Source organism: Pseudomonas syringae group sp. 247E2 (assembly GCF_032587795.1).
Lineage (GTDB): Bacteria > Pseudomonadota > Gammaproteobacteria > Pseudomonadales > Pseudomonadaceae > Aquipseudomonas > Aquipseudomonas amygdali.
This window is the reverse complement of sequence record NZ_JAWHPK010000025.1, coordinates 390,546-413,721: the sequence shown is the minus strand read 5'-3', so window position 1 is coordinate 413,721 and position 23,176 is coordinate 390,546. Positions and strand designations below refer to the sequence as shown.

Sequence of the window (23,176 nt, the reverse complement as noted above, 5' to 3'; positions counted from 1 at the left end):
TTTATAGCTTTGAGACGTGTGAAGCATCTGGGGAATAGATAGTCCTTTGGAGAGTTAACCATTGGATGCCCACTAAACCTTTCTCACAACGGACGAGATCACGGGCCTATAATAATATATAAACACCCAGTAATGGCAATTAGCTATTCCTATCAGTCTAGTTTCTTCGATATTCTATCCATATAGCTGCGACGACCATAGGGCGTTAACACCGTCTAAAACCAGATAGCAGAGAAAATTTTGAAATGTTACTATCGCTTTGTTCAGCTAAAATCGCTCTCTATCATTGGCCTAAGACACCTTACAGAGATCCAAAACTGTGAAACGATTATTATACTTGGTGGCATTATCAACCCTCTCCATCTCTGTGTGCGCTCGCGCATCGTTAAATGACGCAATTCAAGCAATTGAAAAAAAAGACTACGCAGTAGCGATTACCTTTTTAACTCCGGAAGTAAAAAATGGTTCGGCAGTGGCAGCCCGATATCTCGCAGGTCTTTACCTCGCAGGTGAAGGAACTCCTCAAAATTACGACGAGGCATTTCGCCTTTATGCCTTAGCTGCTAAACGAGGAGATTTATTTTCAGAAGGTGAGCTAGGATTTTTTTACGAAAAAGGTTTGGGGATCAAACAAGACTATATCGAGGCTGCTAAACAATACAAGAAAGCAGCAGATGGGGGTGTACCTGAGGCGATGCACGCATTATCCATACTGTACGACAAAGGTATTGGAGTACAGAAAGACCCGAAGAAAGCTTTAGCACTGCTGGAACAAGCTGCCGAAAAGAACGATGCACGAGCGCAAAATGAGCTTGGAATTAAATATGCTACGGGAACTGGAGTAATCAAGAACACAATTAAAGCATTCGAGCTATTTCGTTTAGCCGCAGAACAAAAAAATGCTGGTGCTCAGTTAAATCTTGGATATGCGTACAGCAAAGGACTCGGTGTAGCCAAAAACCCGTCCGAAGCCATACGCTGGTATACAATGAGTGCTGAGCAAGGTATTGCAGACGCTCAATTTATGTTAGGGCAAATATACGAAGTAGGGATAGGTACTGAACCCGACTATAAGTTGTCTCTTCAGTGGTATAGACGAGCGGCGAAACAAGCAGGGGGTTATGCAAGCTTTAAAATAGGATTTTTTTACTTAGAAGGAATGGGTGTCAATAAAGATCCTGAAGAAGCTGCGAGTTGGTTCACCGAAGCAGCCAATCAAGACATAGATTTTGCTCAAGCAGCCTTAGGAGATCTTTATGAAACCGGAAACGGAGTGAAAAAAGACGAAAAAATTGCAATCGCACTTTACCGAAAGGCGGCAGCACATAGGTCTCCAATGGGAATGTACCGTTTGGCAATGATGCTTAAGGATGGTCGAGGAGCACCGCAAGACTACGTGCAATCTGCTGCCTTGCTGGAACAACTTGCAAATATGGGTGCAAGTGAAGCTCAGGCCCAGCTGGGATTATTCTATGAAAATGGGCTAGGCGTTGAACAAGACTATCAGCGCGCAATTTCATTGTATAAATTGGCATCTAGCGACAAAGACAACACAGGTTTTGCGTTTGAATATTTAGGTTTTGCTTATGAGAAAGGGCATGGCGTACAAAGAAGTGCTGTCATTAGCTACGCTTTACTACGAAGCGTGCTTTTTAAGCATCCCGAAAGATCCTACATAAATGAACATCTGGAAAAATTATCAAGCAACATGAGCAGCAGTGAAATCGAGAGCGCGAAAAATCTCGCTTTTAAAATAAACCTAAAAGGACTAGATGTAATCGAGAAATATAATTAATGGCGGGCGTAGCCATTCACACGACTGCTGAATGGCGCATTGCTTTTAGCTTATGACCGAGAGAACCAAAGCTATCTTTCCTGGAGAGATTCGGACATATGCTGCTTTAAAGGGCTTAAAAAATATTCAATAATAAAACGCTTATCAGTCTTTACTTCTGCCGTAACGGCCATCCCGGGAGTCAACTCAAATTGCTTCCCATCAACTAACAAATGATTCTGCTTCAAGCGAATTTTGCTGCTGTAGAGAAGGCCACGTTTCTCATCCTCAATCGCATCTCTTGAAACGCTAACCACCTCCCCTTCAATGGTTCCATATTTTGTGAACGTAAAAGTCTCTACTTTTACTGTCACATCCTGTCCTACATGAACAAAGCCGACATCCTTATTTTCCAGCATAGCCTCGACCTCAACGGATACATCCGAAGGCACCAACATCATCAACGGTTGAGCGGGCGTAACAACACCACCAACAGTATGGATATTCAATTGCTGTACGGTGCCATCTACTGGGGCTTCGACAGTAGTCAAATCTTCCTGATATCTAGCTTTCGATAACTCCTGACTCAAGGAAGCAACCTTCTGATCCGCTTGTTGCAACAAATCAAGCATCGCTCTTCTGGTCTGAGCGACAACACCGTCCCTTCTCCGCTCCGCTTGTTGGCGCGCAGCATTTGACTGCAAAACACTTATCTGTTGAACGGCAAGCTGACGCTCTAAGTCAAGTCGAGCTTGTTCTTTTTCCAAGTACGCGTGGCGAGCGATATATTGCTTCTGCAGTAGATGCTCGTAGTCTTGGGCAAGCTTTGTGGCGATGGGCAAAGTCTTTTGCAAACTAGCCACCTGCGCACGAGCGGCTTGAATGTCAGCTTGGCGCTGCAGTATCTCCGTTCCCCCCTGTTCCAGGTTACTTCGGTATTCCTGATATTGCCCCTGAAGCCATCGCTCGGCTGCTAGGACATGCTCAGGATCACCACCGAGAATGGTATCAGCGAGAGATCGCGGCGCATGGTTACCATTAATGGCATCTAGCATCGCCCCAGCGCGAGCACTATCAATGCGAGCAGCGAGGAGATCGCTTTCAATTTTTCCAACATCTGCGTCCGCCGACGTAGAGTCCAATTCAAGAAGAAGCTGGCCAGCTTTGACCACTTGCCCGTCGTTCACGTAGATCGCCCGTACTACCGCAGTCTCACTCGACTGAATGATCTTGGTTTTGCCACTTGGGATAACTTTCCCATTTGCGGTAGCTACGATGTCGATTTTACCAACGCAGGCCCATATCAATAACAGAGTGGCAAAGAGGATGATCGCCCAGATAAATATGCGAGGAGCTGGGTGCACCGGCTGATCTTGCAGTTCAAGAGCAGCAGGCAGAAATTGAACTTCATGCGCCAAACGCTTAGGCGCATCCATTTCCTTACGTCGGCGCCAAGAGTTACGCCAAGCTCTTCGGTAGCTCTGCCCCAACCCCGATTTCTGTACGTCAGCCATGACCACCTCCGTGTTGCAAGCGATGGAGACGAGAGTAGTGTCCGGCCTGATGGTTCAGCAGCTCGGCGTGTGTGCCCTGTTCAACGATTTGCCCTCGATCGACGACGACAATCCGATTCGCATCGCGGACAGCTGATAAGCGGTGTGCAATGATGATGACAGAGCGTCCCGTGCAGATAGATTTCATATTCTGCTGAACAATGCGCTCAGATTCGTAATCCAAAGCACTCGTTGCTTCATCAAAAATAAGAATGCGAGGGTTACCCATAAGCGCCCGGGCAATAGCGATACGCTGACGCTGTCCACCCGACAGTGAGGCGCCGTGCTCACCAACCATAGTGTCGTAGCCCTCGGGAAGCTCAAGAATAAAATCATGCGCTCCGGCCAGCTGTGCGACTTCAATCACGGCTTCCAGTGGAACGCCTGGGTCACTTAAGGCGATGTTTTCCCGGATACTACGGTTGAACAGCATATTGTCTTGCAGCACTACACCAATCTGTCGACGCAACGAAGAAACATCCGCCAGCGCCAAGTCCATTCCATCGACTAGGACACGCCCCCGCTCAGGCACATAGAGGCGTTGAAGCAATCTTGTCAGCGTACTTTTGCCCGAGCCGGATCTTCCAACGACACCGATAACTTCGCCAGCTTCGATAGCTAGGCTGATGCCCCGAAGAATTTCAGAGCCATCCGGGCGATAACGAAAATGAACCTCATCGAACTCTATACGCCCCTTTATGGGCGGGAGCGAACTACGAGTTGCCTGGGTCAATTCAGTCCGGGTGTTAAGGATGTCCCCCAGCCGCTGCACAGAAACGCCGGTTTGCTGAAAGTTTGTCCAAAGTTGAGCCAGGCGCATGATTGGCTGGGCAACACGCCCAGCAAGCATATTGAAGGCAATCAGTTGCCCAACTGAAAGCTGACCGTCGATGACCAGTCGGGCCCCCAACCAAAGCGTGGCCACAGTCACTAATTTACCAATCAGCGACACGCTCTCGTTGGCGATGGTTGACAAGGTCTGAGTTTTAAAACCTGCTGCCACGTACCCCGCTAACTGGTTGTCCCATTTCCGAACAGCTTGAGGCTCAACGGCCATCGATTTCAGGGTGTCGATACCGTTAACCGTCTCTACTAGAAATGCTTGGTTTTCCGCACCCCGAGCAAAGCTGTCATTCAGGCGTGCCCTCAATAATGGTGTAATGCAAACCGAAACCAGGATGTACATCGGGAGTGACAAGAGAACGATCAGCGTCAGCCAACCGCTGTAGTAGAACATCACAGCGATGAAGACCGCCGAGAATAAAACATCGAGAAGCAAGGTAATGGCGTTACCTGTGATAAAGCTCCGAATGTTTTCGAGCTCTCGCATCCTTGCTACCGAATCCCCTACCCTTCGCGCTTGAAAATAGGAAAGCGGCAGTGTAATCAGATGCCTGAATAACTTGGAGCCTAACTCGACGTCGATTCGGCTGGCGGTATGGGCAAACACATAGGATCGCAAGCCCGATAGACTAGACTCGAACAGCATCACACCCGCCAGACCAATCGCGATCACATCCAGCGTGGTCAATCCGTGGTGCACAAGCACCTTGTCCATGACGACCTGAAAGAAAAGCGGGGTGATAAGCGAGAAAATCTGTAAAACGAAAGAAATCAGCAGTACCTCGCCGAGAAGCTTTCGGTATTTAACAACCGCTGGAATAAACCAGGTGAAATCGAAGCGAGAGGACTCACCAGTAATTCCTGCACCTGCTCTTATAAAGAGCAGTTGGCCAGCCCAGCGACCAGCCAAGTCTTCAATCGTTATGATCTCGGGACGCTGAGAGCGAGGGTCATGAATGAGCACCTTGCCCTGATCTAGACGCGCCACAATAAAAAAATTCCCGTCCTCGCCCTGTGCTATTGCAGGTAAAGGCGTGCGATCCAGCCTATCGATAGCCACTTTTGCAAACTTAGCCTTGAGGCCCAATTTTTTTGCAGCAAGAAGCAGCTCGGATGGCTGGAGAGCTTCGCCTGAGGAGAATTCGTGGGCTAGTTGCTCAGGGGATGCTGACACCTGATGAAAACGAGCCAGCATCACGAGCGATGCCAGTCCGGTATCTATTGGTACGGCGTCATTGGAAGCTGCGCCTGGCTCAGTGGCGGTCATGAAGCCCCCCTGCAAATTGATGTGGTGCGCACCAGGGCTATTACTAGCGGTTAGCCAGCACAATATATCTGAACCATACCTGAACCGATACAAAATATTACACAGCATACGGAAGTGATGACGCCCATAAAAATTCGGGCGCCAGTGGCGTGGAAAAAAGTATGGACGAAGGGCGGCTGTGTGCGGGCGCCACTGATCTTAGCCTACTGGAAGGGTAATATCTGACCAGTCATACGACGGCGGTGAGCCGAAAAGGAGCTTAGATATCTGGAGGAAGGAAATCCCGGCTTGGATCGTAGTTCTGATTCAGGTAGGCGGATAAAGACTTGAGATCGTCTGGACTGAGCGAACCCGCTGCTTGTTTGAGCTTCAGGTTGTCCAGAATGTAGTCATAGCGAGCGTCGTTATAATCTCGAACGGCGGCATACAATTGCCGCTCAGCGTTCAACACATCGACAACGTTTCTAGAGCCGATATCGACTCCGACCTTGTTAGCCTCTACCGATTTTCTTCCGGATCGAATGCTCTGGCGTCGGGCGGCTATCTGCTCGATGTCTGAATTTATCCCCCGAAATGCATTTCTCGTGTTGAGCACCACCTCACGACGCCGGTCTTCTTGCTCATCCTGACTTTGGTACAAACGCTCCGTCGATTCTCGAACCTGCGAATTGACCATTCCACCGGAATACAATGGGATGCTTAGCTCAACACCGATGCTGCTCTGGGCTACATTGCCTCGGTATCCGCCCGTCCCGGACTCCGCAGGATTGCTATAGCCAAAACCATCATTATTGCCTGTGCGGTACGACACCACGGCATCCACCGTAGGAGCATGCCCCGCTTTACGCTGGCGAAGAGTCTGCTCAGCGGCGCTCACCGCATGCTCGGCAGCCTGCAACTGAAGGTTTTGCTTTATCGCGGCATCCACCCAAAGAACCGGATTGTTAGGATTTGGAGGTATGACCGGCAATTGGTGACCCATACCATCAAGAGAGTCATAGGAATTTTTGGTAAGGCGATACAGAGCCTCATAGGCATCATCAACTTTGCGTTGAATGAGCTGCCGATTAGCTCGGGCATTGTCGTACGCAGCTTGAGCATCATAAACGTCAGTAATACTTGAGGCTCCATCCTCAAGACGGCCCTGCGCTTGATCTCTTTGCCGTAAAAGCGCTGCCTCCTCAGCCTCAGCGGCGGCTCTTGCATCAAGCTGACGTAGCGTTTCGAAATACGCTTGCGCGGCAGTCAGTATCAGCTCTTGCTCTTTCGCGGAAAGCTCAAGCGCCGCTTGGCTGACCGTGAATTCTGCAGCTTTAAGTTGATACCAGCGATCTATGCGAAACAGAGGTTGGCTCAAGTTGGCTCGAAAGGTCGTGCTGCTGCGCTCCCTCGACAGCGCTGGCTCGTCGCGATCCAATTGAGTCACCTCCGTCGTCGCTCCTGCTGTGAGGCTTGGCAGCAACCCGGAACGCGCCTGTGGCGTTGCTTCTAATTGAGCTTGATAGGTATGCCGCGCAGCGGAAAGCCTCGCATCGTTCAGTGATGCAGCTTGATAAACCGCGAGCAGATCTGCGCGCTTTGAGTAAGGTTCGCGTGCCAGAGCTTCTTGAGCACCTAAGGCGAAAAGGCAAAGAGAAAGCGCGCAGAGATAGAAGTTGTGCTTCATCGACGTTCCATGTATCGGATGCATCCAGACAACCTAAATGCCAGCCAGTCAGATTTGTCGGCCAGCCGATAAAACTCTTTAGCGTTGCACAGCACACCCAGCGTAAGGACGTATCTGAACGTCCGGCAGCGCAATTGCCGCCAGAGCTGACGTCGGCTTCTCGGTTATGATGGGTAAACTCATTCAACGGCGCCGAAGCTGATCGGGAAACCATTCCACAACGCAGTACCCTTGCTGAGGTAGAGCTGCATTTTGCCCAATCATACCAGCGCAGCAAAAGAGGGTCGTGGCTATTTTGTAGTCTGACGCCCCTATTTGCCCTAGCCACATGATCAGACGTTTCAAGATCGACCTCTGTGCTCACGAAAAACTGATAAAGCGCTTGCCAGATCTTAGATTGGTTCGAGTCGACTACGTCCATCAGCTCGCTTGATTGGCCTGTATTCCATCCATCTCATCCCGAGCAGGATTAGCAAGTGCTTGGCTAGGAAATATGAAGCAGGAAGCTGAAGGATTTTCACTTCAACTGGCTCGTTCTCGTCCACGCCATCTGTTACTACAGCACCTCTCGTAAATAGCCCTTGATCACTCGCAAGGGGGCGTCCAGCGAGTCCATTGTTCGAGCGGCATAGAAACTGGCGGAAAGATGCTGAAGCTCGCGTCCGAGCGGCTTTTCAGGGCCGCCCATCGCTTCAAGCGCAACGAGCAGGCACTCATTGATCTTCTGCTGAATCGCATCCACATCACTCTTGGCTATCAACAGTTTGAAGACATCGTGATTGTAGTCACCCATGATTAGATCATCGCGTAAAATTGGACTTTCATCTTCCGTCTCATAAGCGAGCTTATGACAAAAAAGAGCGACTGTTTCCAACTCCGAAACCATAGATAATCCTTGCAAAATGCTCCTTTCCCTCTAGAAAACACGTTTTCGTCGCGCCAACGCTCTCAGCCGTCGCTGGTTTGTATAAAGGGCTCATCAATACGAGGTGTGATTTACGCCCGCGTATGCTCTCCAGGCTCGGCATGTGCCGTGTTGGAACAGTCCGCTACATCGACATGACAGACAGCACTTCCACATACCGGAATTTCTTCCTTGCTGCTTTCACCGCCTCCTGCTCTGCCAAGAGCTTGCTGAGCGTGTCCGCCTCATGAATCAGCTCGTGCATTTTGCCTTCAAACTCATTACCGACACGCATGGTGACTCGCAACCTTGGCGTGAACGCTTTGGCGACAGTCTTTTTCTTTGTCGGTTTTACGGGGTCTGTCGTCACGACTTTCGGCAGGATAACTGGCTCCGGCTGTGTAATAGGCTGCGCAGCAGGCTCGATTTCACCGAATAGCGCCCGGCGCATCTCGTCTTCTGTAAGCTCTGTGCTCATGCAGCCTCTCGTAAGTCTGGGATAAGTAACGTGCACTCTTAACCGGATGCAGTGCGTGCCGCAAGCCATACTGAACCTGAATTAATTCGAAAGACAAATCGCGTTACCAAGCGTTGCGCGATTTAGCAGCAAATTGATAGCTTAGCCACCAACACTTACACGTTGTCTTGGCCGCCATTGGTCTTCAGCAACCTGCAACGTTGATCAGTCGCTAAGGGAATAAGTGAGGTACCGCAAATGGACAAGCACGCCCCCGAGCACCTGCTCCGCCTTCTTGCGCAAGGCGCCTCCCTGTGTGCCACCGACAGAGCCGAAGCCTTCATTGTCCTTCAGAGAGCATCCGCGGTGCTCTGGCGACTTGAGCCCAGCGCTTCCCCCATGTCAGCGATTAAGCTCGAACAACAGCTTCGTGCCCCCTTGGAGACGTGGTTGCCAGAGACACTCAGGCTGGATTACTCAGGCCCACTGCTTTACTCCAATATCGCGACGCAAACCTGCAACGAAATGCTGCTTGAGCTCGACGTCGGTCAGCTCTGGGAAGAAGTCCAGGCGAGCGTAAATAGGGTCAAACAGGCATGTCGGCTGCGGGCAGAAGGAGAAGTTCACTACCGGAACTTCAGGCTTTTCCTCATTGAACACGGCGTAATCTTTCCCTCTGAGGCCCAAGACGTCTTCATCCCGCTCAACCTCTCTCTAAGCGAGTTCTACGACCCCATTCCGCTACACCTGTACCACAACGGTTTAGTCTATTTATGTCCGGAGTGCCGCTGGCCAATGAATGCCCAGCGGCACGAAGTCAGCTGCGACTCGGCGTGGTGCCAGGACAAAAAAAGCCTTTTTGTTCGCGACGGCACAAGCCTTCTAAACAGGGTAAACAACAGCGTATTGAATGGCCAGCCGGTCGATGGCCGCCTGATGCTCAAACCTGCGCTGTGGAAATTCACCCTGCAGCCAGGACTTATCGAAATCGCCCTGGCGAATACGCTGGCGGGGAAAGGGTTCGATGTGCGGCTCTGGCCGGACGTGGATCGAACAGACCTCCGTATCCACTTAGGACTTATTGAACAGGACATCGATGCCAAGGTTTGGGCATCCCCTTACGAGTTGGCCAAGCACATCGAATCGATCCCCTCCAGCAAACCACGCTGGATCGTGATCCCGGATTACCAGAGAGAGAGCATTCCGTTTCTACGCGAACGGTGCAAGCCTGGGGTGAGCGTATTTACCCAAAGCCAGTGTGTGAAGGAGGCTCTGAAACATGCTTCCCCTTTCTGATACCAGCGTCACACTGTTCCTCGCCTTAGCCGCGCGTTACGTCGGCAACGAACCCATGGTGGCGGACGCGGCGGCACTCTGCGCGGGTCGCACACGAGGCTGGAGCACTTGGTACGGGCTAGCCGAGCCTGACCAGCTAGTTATCGCTGAAGGCTTGCGCCTACGCCCCTCCTCCGTGGCTCAGCCCAAACGCTTCGTTATGACCGCAGAGGAAATAATCAAGGGCGAACGTAGCCCCTTTGAGTTAGTCGACTCTGGCAAACTCAGCAGCGAGCTCCACGAGCAGGATCGCTATCGCGTCTCACCCCACCTGAACGTCGATCAGCTCATCAGGGAGCACCTGGATGCGTTGAGATATGGGCGACCCCCACCGGCTCATGCACAGATTCCAGACTCAGGGGATGTCGTTCTCAAGCACATCACAGGTGATCAGGTCAGGGTGTTCGTCGTCCCACAGAGCGAGCGAGGGGTACTCAGTGGCGCCCACCGATACGTTAGTGTCCCAACATCCAACGCAGCCCCTGAGATGGAGTGGAAACTTGGCGCGCTGAACGAGCTCGCGGCGTCGCTCGATGCTGCAACCGGATTGCACACGAATCATCGAAGCTCCTTGGCCAACATTTGGGGCTCAGATCCGTTACGCACGGCTGACGCAGGTGATTTCTATCGTGTGAACGCGCCGACCGGCACCGGCAAAAGTGTGGCTATGGTCATGATGTCGATCGATGCTGCGCGCCGAGGACACCGGGTGGTGATCGCGGTGCCAACGTTGGTTGAGCTGGAGAACACGGTTCGGATTCTCAAGCAATCCGCTGCGGTGACAGCCCCTGAAATCACGGTTGCCCCTCTGCATTCAGCAACACGCATCTATGAACGCGGAAAGATTCAATTTCAACAGGGTCACTCTGCACCGGCTTACGACTATGCCTGCCTACTCGATGCCTATTCCTCGGATACGCTCCACGTTGAACCTGGAAAAGAGCCGTGCTTCAACGTTAGGGTATCGACGCAGGGAGAAGGGCGTGCAGAACAATCAAAGCGACTGAATCACTGCCCTTTCCTGTTCAAGTGCGGGCGAACCACGATGCTGTCCCAAGCTCTGGAAGCGGACATCGTGGTGATCAACCATCATGCCCTGTTGTCCGGAACAACCCGCATTCCGCTGTCCGACTCAGATCGGTTTCCAGGCCCACGCAGCTTCATAGAGCTGCTGCTAAGAACAGCACCGGTGTTTCTCGTCGACGAAATCGACGGTCTACTGAAGTCTGCGATAGACAGCAGCGTCATCGAATTGAAGCTGGGCAATCAAGGCGACAACAGCCCGCTGCTCCGTCTATTCAATACAGTGGCCGGTCGATCCAGCATTCCCGAGATCGATCGAAGCAGCATGTATCGCGTGAACTGGGCGCTTACCTACTGCACACTCAGTGTCAGTCAGCTCATGAACCTCCAGCAGGAGGAATATTTCGAGTGGCCAAAGAAAGAAACCACTTGGTCGGACGCAGACGACACGTTCATTACCGAAAAGCTCGGTATTGATCGTGAGACGCTGGAGCATCTGTTCAACAGCACGAACCGCGTACCGGGCTATCTCGACAAGCTGAGTCACCACCTTGCTCACTGGCGATCCAATGGAGGTCAGTACAAGCTTGAGGCCCTAGCGATCACTCTGGGGCATCTCATCAAAGAGTTGTCCGACAGTGACCTGCTTCCAGAGCGCCTCAAGGAGCACGATCAAATCCGCCTCAAGGCCTCACTCATCTTGCGAGGTACGTTAGAGGCAATCGAAACGCACCTGCGTAATCTTCAGGTCGAGCTACCTAGCTTTGTGAACGCCGAAATACCTTATGCCTACGAGGTCAAACGGAGTATCGCAGGGCCGGAACCCCTGAGTCCGACTCCGAATGGCCCCTTGCAGCGAGCCGTATTTGGCTTCAAGAGCAAAGACACTGGCGACAACGACTCAACCCTGAACGTTGTCGCAATGCGTGGTGATCCACACAGCACACTGCTTTCGCTGCCAGATGTCAGCGCCTTAGGCTATGCCGGTGTGAAGCGGTTGTTTATCGGCTTTTCGGCGACGGCCTACTTCCCCGGCGCCAGCGCTTACGATCTTCGTGCGAAGGATTTCATTGACGTTCCAGATGTCGCAGGCCAGGTCACCTTCGAGAATGTGCCTCAGACCACCGCTATCTCTGGCGCTCAGTTCTCGCAGCGAAAATTCCTGGTATCAAAATTCGCCAAAGAGATTTGGCCATGGCTTCGTAGCCGACTTGCAAGCTTGGCCAACGACCCCGTCACGCAAACGCGTGCCCGCCTGCTGCTGGTTACCAATAGCGATGCAGACGCTGAAGTTCTTGCCATGACCTTGGCCAGGATGCAGGGCGGCCCTGGTCAACTGGTGGGCTGGGTTCGTGGACGGCAAAGCGATTACAAGCCGTCCTCGCTAGATGCACAGCAGATGCTTGCATACGATGATCTCGCTGAGTTCACCAACGGCCGACACAAGGACAAAACTCTGCTGGTCAGCGCCTTGGGCCCAATGGCGCGTGGACACAACATTGTGAACAGCGACGGATTTTCAGCCATTGGTGCTGTGGTGATCTGTGTACGCCCTCTTCCATCGTCAGACAGCCCCAACAACAATCTGGCGCACATCTGTTACGAAACCAGCAAATCTGTGGCGCCATCCAGCAGTCCGGGCGTACTGATGATGCAGGAGCGGAAGCATTCCAATGCGCTTCTGCAAAAAATTCGTACCGCCCGCCCCGCTTTCAGCCAGCAGCCGGCCAACATCCGCCACTACACCATCATGAACATCCTTGTGAGCCTCACCCAACTGATAGGTCGTGGACGCCGTGGCGGTACACCTGTGACCTGCTACTTCGCCGATGCTGCATTTCTCGAAGGTTTGAAGCCGTGGCCTCAGATGCTTAACGAAAGCGTTGAACAGCTCAAGCAGGACGGCGATTGGAACCAGTTTGCACGTCACCATGCCGGCGTTGCCTCGGCACTCTTGAACTACATCAATGGATCAGTGAAGGACGCACGATGAAGGTTCTTGAATTACGCACTAGCCTCTTTGAGTTCGATCCAGCAGCTTTGGGACAAAGCTACCGCGTCGTGGTAGGCCCGCATTACCTTGATGCCTGGCAAGCTCTTCAGGGACTGGTAAGGAAACCCCATCCTGGCCTACCGACCATAGGGCTTGAGGAAATGCTCGCCACTCTTTCCGGAGGCCCGGTCAAGGTGAACCTGTTTCCGCAAAAAGAAGGAGGCGTCTCGGCGATCCTTTTGCTCAAACCCCTGCCCGTTGACACCATCAACGAAGCGCTCCACCTCTGGGCAATGGACGTGATGCAGTTTTACAAACAAGAACTGGTGGAATTTGAAGGCAAACTGGTCGTCACCGAGCTGGTACCTATGGACACCACTCGCCTAGTAGCGCCTGGTGACGTATCGTCCCTTGCGTACACAGTCATTCCCTGGCTGGTAGGTCAGGCGCTCATCGCGAAGCCAATGCAGGCCGCGAAACCTCTTAAGCTTTATCAGGCTGCCGACGGGTGCGTGCTCGCCTGGGACGACCCTGTCGTTTCGGAAAGCGACGTACGCTACGCCAGTGCGCTTCATGCCATCGAGCCTGCATTAGTGCTGCTCTACGGTCAGTCCAAACCTTATCTGCAGCTGCGGGTAAAGCTGACTCAGGTGATGCCCAGTCTCAAAGGCCAAAAGAAGCATGCGTGGGTCAAAACAGGCGACCTGATTGTTAAAGCAAAAATCCGGAGCAAGCCCGACGGGCATGGCGGCTGGGAAACATTTTACGAACACCCCATTGAAAAGTTGCTGACCTTCATGGGGGTTCCGTCATTTCCCCCAATCATCGAAGGCGATATCCCTGTCGACAGCGATGTGCGGCCTATCTACGCCATTCCACCCTCGAACCCTTTGATCGCGTCAGGCACTGGCCCACTGTTTCTCGACCAGGCAGGATTCCATCTAGTTGCTTGTCTGCCAGGAACAAAGCCGCTACTGGTCAGAAAGTCTGTCGCCGTTCTGCGTGAGGAGAAGGCCAATACTACGGGCGAGGTGATCGACTTGAACGTAATGGTTTTGGCAGCTCACGCAGACGTGATGCTCAGGCTTCACGGGGCGAGCCCGAACTTGGCCAAGGACAGCAAGTTCTTCAAGAAAGTCTCCCCACCACGTGTGACGCTGTTACGTCTGGATGTGCCCGATGCGCAGCGTATGCTGGAGGGACAGCATGACCTGAACAGCCTCAACGAATGGTTGTTGAATCACGTGGTACCGTCGAGCAAATTGCTCGCTCAAAACGGCGCCAAGGTCATGATTGTTGAGACCAGTGCATCAGCGGCATCACGCGAGGCGGGACTCGACCCCAAGCACGTCATCCGCCGGGTGCTGGCAAAGCATGGGATCGCCACCCAATTCATCATGCACGTTGACCCCGATGCACAGGTAAAGAAGCGTAAGCCCAAGGAAGATGACCGTGATTTCAAAGCGATCAACTCGATCATTGAAGCGATTCGGTTGAGCGGCGAACACCCTGCCCCTACACCCAAGGTCAAGTCGATGCCGGCCAACACCACGGTACTGTCAGTCCTGCTGGATAGACTTCAGGACAAAGGTTGGGCGAAATTTCTACCCGTGATCACCCGCACCAAACTCGGTGGCCACACCCCTGAAATCTTCTGGTTTGAGTCTGGCGTAGACTCTGCTGGCGGATGGTTCAGCTACAGCTCGGGACTGACTGCGATCCATGCCACGGACACGCTACTGACGCCCGATCAATTGAAAACACTGATCACCCAAGCCCTTCTTGATTGCAAAATCAATCCAGCTGACTCGTTGATCGTCTGCCTTGATGCAGATCTGAGAACCTTTTACGCAGGCCTGAAGGACAGTCCTGGTGAGGGGCTACCCCCTGTGCCCGCCGATGCGGCGGTCGTGCGGATTCGTGCAGATCACCAGGTGGCACAGGTCAGTGGCAGCCACACCTTGTCACCGCGAGCCGCCCATTTCATCGGTACGAAGATCGGCGCATTCCAGTCCTGTGAGAGCTCTTCAGTATTTTACTTTGTGTCCCCATCCAAGCAGTTTGGCAGCGCTCGTTCGCAGCGTCATAACACGCGTTACGACGTACAGGAGAGAGATCTTCGTGATCCTTGGCAGCAGCTCGGCGTCACGGAGATTGCCATCATCCAGCCTGGAGCCTTTGACGGTGCAGCTGCGGTCGCCGAGCAAGTGGCGTTGCTCTGTCGCAACCCACCACTGTGGGATGGTCATCTGCGCCTGCCTGGCCCGATGCACCTTGGCAAGCAAGTAGCTGCAGACCATCCGATCATGGAGGCACGGCGAAAGACAGAGGTTAATCGATCAGCCGGTTAAAAACCGCCTCGTAACCGTTTATCACTAGCCACGCATAAGTCATAGCACCCAGCATTTCACAAGGAACGAGAATGCCAGCCATTACCCAGTTAGTGTTGCAAAACTTCAAAAGCTTTCCTGCACTGACGCTGCACTTTGATCCAGGCACTAACGTGTTGATCGGGGACAACGAGACGGGCAAGAGCAGTGTCCTGCTTGCGCTAGATTTGGCGCTCAGCGCGAGCAGAAGTCGCGTTGAGACCATAGGCTACGAAGCTCTCTTCAACCAAGCTGCTGTCAAGAAATTCCTGGCAGCCCCTGCTCGATTAGACCTGCTGCCAGAAGTTATCGTGGATGTCTTTCTTGAGGACGGTCAAGATCAGGGTCTGTACGGGTATCAGAACCTGACGCAGGCCGCCGGCGACGGCCTGCGGATGGCTATCGTGCCCTTGATAGAAGATTTCGGGCCTACGATTCTTGAGCTGTTGCGCACTAACAAGGAGAGCTTCCCGTTCGAGTATTACACCGTGCAGTTCTCGACATTCTCGGGTGCACCACATGTCAGCTACAGGCGACCGGTCAAACATTTGCTGATCGACAGCTCCCGAATCGATACCGAATATGCGGCTCGGGAGTACACGCGAACCGTCTTCGGATACCACACCCAAGTGCCGGATCGATACATGCTTGAAAATCAGTATCGCCAGGGCAAAGAGGGTTTTCAGAAAACAAACCTGAAGGCGCTGAACGATACGCTTGGTGACTACCAGTTTGCCCTCAGAACAAGTGTGCGTTCGAACCTCGAAACTGATCTTGTCATCACCAAGGACGGCATTCCGATCGAGAACCGTGGCAAAGGGGAGCAGTGCTTCATAAAGACCAACTTTGCTCTTCAGAAGCACGATGCCAAGGGGGGCCTTGATGCCCTGCTACTCGAAGAGCCTGAGAACCACCTGAGCCATACGAACATGAAGCGGCTTGTGGAGCGCCTGACGCTTGCCCGGGAGACTCAGCTCTTCATTGCCACGCACAGTAGCCACATCTGCTCCCGCCTCGACCTTCGGCATGCTCTGCTTCTGGGCACTGAGCAGAGAGCTGGACGGCTTAAAGACCTGACAGCACCTACGGCCGAATTTTTCATGAAAGCGCCGGACAATAACGTTCTGGAGTTCGCACTGTCGAAACGTGTCATCCTGGTCGAAGGAGATGCTGAGTTCATTCTCATCGAGCACATCTACAAGCAAAATGCCCAAGGCAACACTCCGCAGGCCGATGACGTCCACATCATCTCCATTGGTGGCACAAGTTTTAAGCGCTACCTGGAGCTCGGCAAACTGCTGGGCATCAGGGTGGCCGCCATCCGGGACAACGACCACGATTACGAGCAGAACTGCGTGGAGAATTACAAGGAAAGTGCTTACGACGGTGCTCGAATCTTTGCAGACCGTGACAACGCTCGATCGACATTCGAAATCGGCTTGTATCTGGATAACAAAAAGGTGTGTGACGACCTGTTTGGTAAAGGCCGCAAAACGCTGACAGTCCAGGATTACATGCTCAAGAACAAGGCCGATATGGCGTTCGAACTACTGACAGCAAAGGCGGATGAACTGATGGCTCCGGCGTACATTCAGGAGGCAATCAAGTGGATAAGAGCGTGATTTTTGCTGTCGCGGGTTCAGGGAAGACCAGCCTTGTGATCAATCGACTGAGCCTCGACGAGCGCGCGCTGATTATCACCTACACAGAAAATAACTTCCGTCACCTGCGTAACAAGATCATCCAGAAATTCGGGACAGTTCCATCCAACATTACCGTGATGACCTATTTCTCATTCTTGCATGGTTTTTGTTACCGCCCGCTGATGCAGCTGAAACTCGGAAGCCGAGGCTTGACCTTCCGGCTCCCGCCGAACCGTCAGATCCCATTGACGGACATAGCACGCTTCCGCAGTCCCAGCCGCAGACTCTACCACAATCGCCTGGCTAAACTCTTGCAGATGCAAGGCTGCTTACCAGCGATACACAGCCGCATCGAGCGCTTCTACGACCACGTCTATGTCGATGAAGTGCAGGACTTTGCGGGCCACGACTTTAACCTGTTGCTGGACGTCTCCATGGCCCAGGCGGCAATGACCTTTGTGGGAGATTTCTATCAGCATACGTTCGACACCAGCAGGGACGGTTCGGTCAACAGCAGCCTTCATGACGATCTAGCCAAATACGAGAAGCGATTTAGCGACGCGGGAGTGACTGTCGACAAGACCACACTCAGCCATAGCTGGCGATGCGCGACTTCGGTAAGTGACTTCATCAGTGCAAGATTAAATATCCCGATGGGCTCACATCAGAAACGCTCCAGCGACATTGTAACGATCCTTGAGCAGGCACAAGCCAATGCTCTGCACGCCGATCCTTCGGTGGTGAAGCTATTTTTGCAAGAGCACAGCAAGTTCGGTTGCTATTCGCAGAATTGGGGAGCCAGCAAGGGCATGGATCACTTCCAGGACGTCTGCGTCGTCTTGGGCTCAGAAGCATGGACACGGTACCAAAACGGAAGTCTGCACGAATCCAAACCACAGACACGAAACAAGCTATACGTGGCCTGCTCAAGGGCGCGTGGCAATCTGTATTTTGTTTCGGACAAGCTGTTCAAGCCTTTCAAGCAAAGGCGTTAAGGCGTTAAGGCGTCACTGCATGGGATCGCGGCTTGCAGCGTTTCGGCATGGAGCGCCAGCGGTGGAACCCCCATGTGCATATGAGCATGGTCTGTAGAGAAACAAATCGATCAGCGTTGTAGCGCATGACGCGATCAAGAGGCCAGTCACAGGTTGAATTGCAGGGAGCGCGTCAGTGAATCAAGACATCCACCTCATCACCGCCGAGCAGTTGGCCGATGTCAATCCGAGCCTCAAGGATCCGGTTCAATACCGCAAAAGCGGTTTGAGCCTCAATCATATCGTTGGCTGCCCTCTCGACTGCAGCTACTGCGTCCGCCATCTGTTCGGTAATTTTGATCAGCGCCAGCCACGGGCGCTGATGAGCGACGAGCAGGCTTTCCAGCAGTTCATCTCGCATCGGTATTTTCAGCCTCACATCACACCGATCCAGCTGTTTAATCGTGCTACCGATCCGATGCTGCCCGACGTCAAAGCGCATACGCATAATTTGTTGCGGCTGCTGGATGAGGCAGGTCTCACCAACATCGTATTGGTCATCACTCGATGGAAGGTAACGCCAGCGGACTGCGAACAGTTCAATGCTTTGCGAAATATCAAGCTGACGATCCTCGTGACCTATTCAGGCATCAGAGATCCGAAGGTCGAGCCGATCAAGTCGTCGATTGCTGGCAATAGTCTGAAAACGCTTTTTAAGCACGCCCAGAGTTACCGCGTGGTGCTCTACTGGCGCCCTATCATCCCAGGCTTGAACGACTCGGAAGAACACGTCGCGCAAGCAGCTGGATTGGCTAAGCATGCGCATGCTACGGTTTTCAGCGGTTTGTTCTACCGCAAAGAAATTGCCGAGTATTATCAAAGCCAAGGGATCGCGGAACCCTACAACTCAACAGCCAGGCGCAAACTCCTGCCACTCGAAGAGGAGCAGCGTTTGCTCGGACGGTATGAGTCGTACGGGCCGGGCACACCCATTTTCCGTAAAACCTCGTGCGGTGTTGCGTTCGGCCATCAGCAGCCTGATTACAATGGCCACTTCGGTATCACCGAGCTCTGCGAGACATGCCCTAGATCGCAATTCATCATCTGCAAGGCGGCATGGAAAAAACCTGATGAAATCCGCCTTCAGCAATTGTGTTCAGCACTGGGTGCTGAAGGAGAACCACAGGTTACCGAACGCGCGATCATCGTCCGTGGACTGGATGAACAGCGCCGCTATTTCATGCAGCATACACTGGGGTATCAAGTCCACGACGCCGATAAGCCCCATCACTACGACCGTCATGGTCGGGCTGAAGCAGAAAGGAATCTTTGATGAACGACACTGAATTTGCGTGGCCTTCTGAACAGATCATTATCGTGGACGTAGAGGGTAACGGCCACACCCCGCCTGACTTGGTTGAGCTGGCTATTGCTGCCTTCCCAGCTATCAAGGATGAAACTCCTTTGAGCTGGTTGATCAAGCCGCCTAACCGCATCACTTGGCAGGCCAAAAACGTTCACGGGATCGGCAATTCTGACGTTGAAAATTGCCCAGCCTGGAATGAAATCAAGGATGAGGTCGAACAGGAGCTGGCAGGGAAATGGTTTGTCGCCCACAACGCTTCCGTAGACTATTCAGTGGTCAAACGCCACCTGCCCGATTGGGTTTCCGCAGGCATCATCGATACGTTAAGGCTTGCAAGGCATGTGTATCCATACGCTAGCAGTCACAGTCTGGCGGCGCTCTTGACGACCACAGGCCTTCGAGATGCAGTATCTGGAGAGCTGCATCGAGCCGGTGAAGACGCACGCGTCACCGCTCTTCTGCTCGCCCACCTTATTGAAAAGTCCTCGGCTAAAAACTGGATTGAGATATGCAAGATTGCTCAGATCCAGAAGCCAGCCGAGGAGAAGGCCCCCCCACCCGAACAAGGAAGTCTATGGTGAGCGCTATCATGGTAGGCGTGACCGGTACGCATTCAACCGGCAAATCGACATTCTGTGCTGATCTTCGCCAGTCACTGGAGCAGCACGATATTCGTGTTGCCAGCATCCCGTCGTTTGGCAGGCGCGCCCACAATCTTGGTATTCCCATCCTGGCCAACCATACCTATAACTCAACCATGTGGTTCATAGAACAGACGCTTGAGGCTCAACAAGCGGCCATCGTTGATGCGGATGTTGTGCTAGTAGACCGCCCAATCGTCGACGCCTTGGCGTACTGGAATGCAGCCGTTGCGTATCGCGGTGCTGCAGCCGCCGATCATGAGATTGACGCTATTCAATCGCTGATGCGTAACCATTGCCCGGCCTACAAAATTTTGGTTGCCACCAGGCTGGATGTAAGCGTCCCGCTTGGCCCGAATCGAGATGGTGACCTTGTGTTCAGGCAATCGGTTGATAGCCACCTACACCGACTACTGGCAGGGTTGGAGCTTCAACATCAACTGCTGTTTCCACAAGTGCGTGAATCTCTCCTGAGCAACCTGCAATCTGAGGTTCTGTGCCACGTGGGGCTCTCATGGCCCCGACGTTGAACGGCAAACTCGCGGGCAAAACGGTTCGCCGCTTGGGGTTCGGAACCATGAGGTTGACTGGGCCTGGTATCTGGGGGCCACCGAGTGATCAACAACGCGCTATCGATGTACTGCGCAAAGCCGTGGAGTCAGGTGTCCAGCACATCGACACCGCAGACGCTTACGGGCCCGACATTGCTGAACCATTGATTCGAACTGCTTTGTTCCCCTATCCGGATGACCTGATTATCGCTACGAAGGGAGGCTTTACACGCCAGGGGCCCGGCCTTTGGACGCCATGCGGTGCACCGGCCTATCTACGCCAATGCGTTGAGATGAGCTTGAGACGTCTCAACGTGGAGGCGATCGACCTCTACTACCTACACAGGATCGACCCTGCGATCCCTTTAGCGGATCAGGTTGGAGAGCTTGACCGGATGCGGCAAGAAGGAAAAATCAAAGCTCTCGGAGTGTCCAAGGTCAGCATCGTCCAGCTCGAAGAAGCGAGTTCGATTGCCCCGATCGCGGCTGTTCAGAACCCCTTTAATCTCCTTCAAACTGGATCGTCGGAAATAGTGGCTTGGTGTGAGAGCAAGGATGTTGCCTTCGTACCTTATGCTCCACTGGGAGCTGGGAAATGCCTCAATCCGTCTAAACCCCGTAGAGGAATCACCGGCACGCCCCAGGAGGCTTTGAAATGGCTCCTGGATTACTCCCCTATCGTGCTCCCAATACCGGGCACATCAAGCATCGTCCACCTCATGGAAAACCTTCAATCGGACGGCTACGTTAAGTCCTAAAGCCTCACTGGGCCCTACTCGGCCGAACGATCAGATAGAGAGTCGTCATGGAGAGCATTACCAACCCTATACGAGGTCGATCAGAGGGGCTAGACGTCCTAGGCCGCAACTCGTTGCGTGCGGAGTGGCGCCAAAAATCTCGGAGTAATGTAGAATGATATTGTACCGAGTAAGAGGGCCGCTTAATGACTCAATCAGCTCCCAAAAGCGTCGCCAGTGAAGTCCGCCATTTGGCCAAGGTTCACAAAGTAACCGCGAAGCGGGATAGCGTCAGCCGCATGGCTAGATGCATAACTTCTTTATCCGGCGACACAGTTGCTCTGGATACTGTTGAACAACTGCTAGTGAATTTGAAGCGAAAAGGTGTGATGAGCACATCTGACCTGCTCTCGATGCAGGTGCGATACCTGAAGGAGAAAAGCGCGAGCAAATCCAAGTCTAAGAAGAAGCTCAAGGCGTGAATTTTGATCCTTTCGGTGATTTCGAGACTGCTGGTTATCTGCGAAACCGCTTCCAGCTAACCGACCTCAACACCGTGAAGCGCCTAGAGCATTCCTCGTTCGAAGCGAACATCGAACAGGCGCTTAGCCATCTAGCCCATCTCAAGGAAGTCGATTACGCATCCATCCTTGATGTGCATCGAATACTGTTTCAGGACATTTACCCGTGGGCTGGGCAAGATCGAATGGCAGTGACGCCTGACCTGCGAATCAGCAAAGGGCGAAAAGGTGGGCAAGGCTACACCGAGTTTGCTGACGCTGAAGATATCGTCCGCGCCGCTGGTTATGCAGTTTCCTTGGCGAACAACCACGCTCGGTTTAAGGACAGGCCCGGTGAGGTTATGGGCCTGCTCGCCTTGGCTCACCCCTTCCTCGATGGCAACGGCAGAACCATCCTTCTTATCTTTACGGAACTCAGCTATCGAGCAGGCTTCAGCGTCGATTGGCGCCAGACCACCAAAGACGACTATCTGGCGGCTCTGAGCGCAGAAATCCTAGACCCAATCCGGCGGCCGCTTGATGAGTACCTTAAACCCTCCGTGATCGCTGCCGCCAAACGGAAAGACTGGCCGGCTCTAATAGGTGGCATTCAGGGACTGGACGGGCTGGACAACGAAGACATGGATTACGAGAAACTGGATGGCACACAGTCTCAACCGCAGTATAAAGGCTATCTAGCTGAACGTACCTCATCTCCCTAGCGCTGCGCGAACAGAGAAGTGACTACAGAGCAGCATTCATACGTCAGGTAGCTATGCACTCCAATCCCCATGCAGACAAAGCCTGACTTCTGTGCATCATTCCGACGGGGTTAAACCACTTTCCTGACATTCTTCGTTATGTTATCCATCTGCGACCGCCCCGAATTAACGAATGTGGTCTATCACCAGTTCGGCGAATTGTTGAAGGTCATTGATTGCCCCCTGACGTTTACGATCTAGATGAAGCCCCATCATCCCGACCAACCTCGGGCCATCCTGGTCACATCTCTTTGAATCACCAATCATCACTACCCGCCCCCGCTCGCCGCCAAATACATGGCCTGGCTCGACGTCCATTTGGCTGCAAATCGATCGGTAAATTGAGGGTTCGGGCTTCATAACGCCAAGTTCGAAGCTGAACGCGTACCCGTCCATTTCCGGAAACAGGCGCCTGACGACAGGCCCGTAAGGCGCGCCTAAGTTTGAGCAGATACCGAGCCTCGACCCTGCGTCTCGTAGGCGTGACACTGCCTCAACAGCGTCGGAATAGGCCTCAATCGACGCAAGCTCCTGCTCCAGTGCCCGATTCATTTTCCCCCTCTGCTGCAGGGTTAGCTCAATGCCTAGAAATGATGCCATCTCGTCGAATGGCAGGTTTGTCGTCATTACAGAACCAATGCTTTTTGAGCCTAAAACAACCCCTTGTCGACGGCCCTCCCTGAGTAGCTCCCGGTAAGGGTTAGTCGGGCGATTGATGCGAAGGATTGTCCCGAATGCATCGAGCACCACTGCAGCAATCATTTAATTAGCTCCTTGTGAGCAACTCCGACCAGAATCATCACCCGTGCCCTCCGCTAC

The 23,176-nt window shown here is 52.9% G+C and carries 18 protein-coding genes; 12 read left to right on the top strand and 6 right to left on the bottom strand.

Features of this window, described 5'->3' with window-relative positions:
- Nucleotides 1-319: 319 nt before the first annotated feature.
- Nucleotides 320-1,795 (top strand): tetratricopeptide repeat protein, encoded by a 1,476-nt coding sequence (locus tag RYC18_RS22015; protein ID WP_316886841.1) that lies wholly within the window; start codon nucleotides 320-322, stop codon nucleotides 1,793-1,795.
- A gap of 71 nt (nucleotides 1,796-1,866) precedes the next feature.
- On the opposite strand, the gene RYC18_RS22010 is transcribed toward RYC18_RS22015, so the two are convergent.
- The 5 genes from RYC18_RS22010 to RYC18_RS21990 form a co-directional block, all read right to left on the bottom strand.
- Nucleotides 1,867-3,288, bottom strand: coding sequence for an HlyD family type I secretion periplasmic adaptor subunit (locus RYC18_RS22010; RefSeq protein ID WP_122385514.1), 1,422 nt, complete (start codon nucleotides 3,286-3,288; stop codon nucleotides 1,867-1,869).
- The gene (locus RYC18_RS22005; protein WP_122385513.1) at nucleotides 3,281-5,437 is read right to left on the bottom strand and encodes a type I secretion system permease/ATPase; all 2,157 of its coding nucleotides are present in this window, start codon (nucleotides 5,435-5,437) and stop codon (nucleotides 3,281-3,283) included. Before RYC18_RS22005 ends, RYC18_RS22010 begins: the two co-directional genes overlap by 8 nt.
- Before the next feature lie 259 nt (nucleotides 5,438-5,696).
- Nucleotides 5,697-7,103 (bottom strand): TolC family outer membrane protein, encoded by a 1,407-nt coding sequence (locus RYC18_RS22000; protein ID WP_122385512.1) that lies wholly within the window; start codon nucleotides 7,101-7,103, stop codon nucleotides 5,697-5,699.
- A gap of 556 nt (nucleotides 7,104-7,659) precedes the next feature.
- A complete protein-coding gene (locus RYC18_RS21995; RefSeq protein WP_122385511.1) occupies nucleotides 7,660-7,989 on the bottom strand; it encodes a hypothetical protein in 330 nt (109 codons plus the stop codon).
- Between the two features lie 163 nt (nucleotides 7,990-8,152).
- The gene (locus RYC18_RS21990; protein WP_316886836.1) at nucleotides 8,153-8,485 is read right to left on the bottom strand and encodes a hypothetical protein; all 333 of its coding nucleotides are present in this window, start codon (nucleotides 8,483-8,485) and stop codon (nucleotides 8,153-8,155) included.
- Between the two features lie 237 nt (nucleotides 8,486-8,722).
- On the opposite strand from RYC18_RS21990, the gene RYC18_RS21985 reads away from it, so the two are divergent.
- The 11 genes from RYC18_RS21985 (at nucleotide 8,723) to RYC18_RS21935 (ending at nucleotide 22,318) form a co-directional block, all read left to right on the top strand.
- Entirely contained in the window at nucleotides 8,723-9,760 is a 1,038-nt protein-coding gene (locus RYC18_RS21985; protein WP_316886835.1) for a hypothetical protein, read from the top strand.
- Nucleotides 9,744-12,815, top strand: coding sequence for a hypothetical protein (locus tag RYC18_RS21980; protein WP_122385525.1), 3,072 nt, complete (start codon nucleotides 9,744-9,746; stop codon nucleotides 12,813-12,815). The genes RYC18_RS21985 and RYC18_RS21980 overlap by 17 nt, the downstream gene beginning before the upstream one ends.
- Nucleotides 12,812-15,166 carry an RNaseH domain-containing protein gene (locus RYC18_RS21975; protein ID WP_316886834.1) on the top strand — a complete coding sequence of 785 codons (2,355 nt, stop codon included), beginning with the start codon at nucleotides 12,812-12,814 and terminating at the stop codon, nucleotides 15,164-15,166. Before RYC18_RS21980 ends, RYC18_RS21975 begins: the two co-directional genes overlap by 4 nt.
- 71 nt (nucleotides 15,167-15,237) lie before the next feature.
- Complete coding sequence (locus RYC18_RS21970; RefSeq protein ID WP_316886833.1) at nucleotides 15,238-16,806, top strand: ATP-dependent nuclease; 1,569 nt, start codon at nucleotides 15,238-15,240, stop codon at nucleotides 16,804-16,806.
- Nucleotides 16,791-17,822, top strand: coding sequence for an AAA family ATPase (locus RYC18_RS21965; RefSeq protein ID WP_122385223.1), 1,032 nt, complete (start codon nucleotides 16,791-16,793; stop codon nucleotides 17,820-17,822). Before RYC18_RS21970 ends, RYC18_RS21965 begins: the two co-directional genes overlap by 16 nt.
- Before the next feature lie 175 nt (nucleotides 17,823-17,997).
- The gene (locus RYC18_RS21960) at nucleotides 17,998-19,134 is read left to right on the top strand and encodes a radical SAM protein (protein WP_316886832.1); all 1,137 of its coding nucleotides are present in this window, start codon (nucleotides 17,998-18,000) and stop codon (nucleotides 19,132-19,134) included.
- On the top strand, nucleotides 19,134-19,748 hold the full coding sequence (locus RYC18_RS21955) for a 3'-5' exonuclease (protein ID WP_122385221.1): 615 nt from the start codon (nucleotides 19,134-19,136) through the stop codon (nucleotides 19,746-19,748). Before RYC18_RS21960 ends, RYC18_RS21955 begins: the two co-directional genes overlap by 1 nt.
- Nucleotides 19,742-20,338 carry an AAA family ATPase gene (locus RYC18_RS21950; protein WP_183144325.1) on the top strand — a complete coding sequence of 199 codons (597 nt, stop codon included), beginning with the start codon at nucleotides 19,742-19,744 and terminating at the stop codon, nucleotides 20,336-20,338. The genes RYC18_RS21955 and RYC18_RS21950 overlap by 7 nt, the downstream gene beginning before the upstream one ends.
- On the top strand, nucleotides 20,323-21,117 hold the full coding sequence (locus tag RYC18_RS21945; protein WP_122385219.1) for an aldo/keto reductase: 795 nt from the start codon (nucleotides 20,323-20,325) through the stop codon (nucleotides 21,115-21,117). The genes RYC18_RS21950 and RYC18_RS21945 overlap by 16 nt, the downstream gene beginning before the upstream one ends.
- A 185-nt stretch (nucleotides 21,118-21,302) precedes the next feature.
- Nucleotides 21,303-21,578 (top strand): hypothetical protein, encoded by a 276-nt coding sequence (locus tag RYC18_RS21940; protein ID WP_122385218.1) that lies wholly within the window; start codon nucleotides 21,303-21,305, stop codon nucleotides 21,576-21,578.
- A complete protein-coding gene (locus tag RYC18_RS21935) occupies nucleotides 21,575-22,318 on the top strand; it encodes a Fic/DOC family protein (protein WP_122385217.1) in 744 nt (247 codons plus the stop codon). Before RYC18_RS21940 ends, RYC18_RS21935 begins: the two co-directional genes overlap by 4 nt.
- A 165-nt stretch (nucleotides 22,319-22,483) precedes the next feature.
- On the opposite strand, the gene RYC18_RS21930 is transcribed toward RYC18_RS21935, so the two are convergent.
- Nucleotides 22,484-23,119, bottom strand: coding sequence for an HAD family hydrolase (locus tag RYC18_RS21930; RefSeq protein ID WP_122385216.1), 636 nt, complete (start codon nucleotides 23,117-23,119; stop codon nucleotides 22,484-22,486).
- Nucleotides 23,120-23,176: the final 57 nt, after the last annotated feature.

Bases quoted from the DNA above. Each gene is read 5' to 3' on its own strand.
- RYC18_RS22010 (WP_122385514.1), bottom strand. From the start codon at position 3,288: ATGGCTGACGTACAGAAATCGGGGTTGGGGCAGAGCTACCGAAGAGCT.
- RYC18_RS22005 (WP_122385513.1), bottom strand. From the start codon at position 5,437: ATGACCGCCACTGAGCCAGGCGCAGCTTCCAATGACGCCGTACCAATA.
- RYC18_RS22000 (WP_122385512.1), bottom strand. From the start codon at position 7,103: ATGAAGCACAACTTCTATCTCTGCGCGCTTTCTCTTTGCCTTTTCGCC.
- RYC18_RS21995 (WP_122385511.1), bottom strand. From the start codon at position 7,989: ATGGTTTCGGAGTTGGAAACAGTCGCTCTTTTTTGTCATAAGCTCGCT.
- RYC18_RS21990 (WP_316886836.1), bottom strand. From the start codon at position 8,485: ATGAGCACAGAGCTTACAGAAGACGAGATGCGCCGGGCGCTATTCGGT.
- RYC18_RS21985 (WP_316886835.1), top strand. From the start codon at position 8,723: ATGGACAAGCACGCCCCCGAGCACCTGCTCCGCCTTCTTGCGCAAGGC.
- RYC18_RS21980 (WP_122385525.1), top strand. From the start codon at position 9,744: ATGCTTCCCCTTTCTGATACCAGCGTCACACTGTTCCTCGCCTTAGCC.
- RYC18_RS21975 (WP_316886834.1), top strand. From the start codon at position 12,812: ATGAAGGTTCTTGAATTACGCACTAGCCTCTTTGAGTTCGATCCAGCA.
- RYC18_RS21970 (WP_316886833.1), top strand. From the start codon at position 15,238: ATGCCAGCCATTACCCAGTTAGTGTTGCAAAACTTCAAAAGCTTTCCT.
- RYC18_RS21955 (WP_122385221.1), top strand. From the start codon at position 19,134: ATGAACGACACTGAATTTGCGTGGCCTTCTGAACAGATCATTATCGTG.
- RYC18_RS21950 (WP_183144325.1), top strand. From the start codon at position 19,742: ATGGTGAGCGCTATCATGGTAGGCGTGACCGGTACGCATTCAACCGGC.
- RYC18_RS21945 (WP_122385219.1), top strand. From the start codon at position 20,323: ATGGCCCCGACGTTGAACGGCAAACTCGCGGGCAAAACGGTTCGCCGC.
- RYC18_RS21940 (WP_122385218.1), top strand. From the start codon at position 21,303: ATGACTCAATCAGCTCCCAAAAGCGTCGCCAGTGAAGTCCGCCATTTG.
- RYC18_RS21930 (WP_122385216.1), bottom strand. From the start codon at position 23,119: ATGATTGCTGCAGTGGTGCTCGATGCATTCGGGACAATCCTTCGCATC.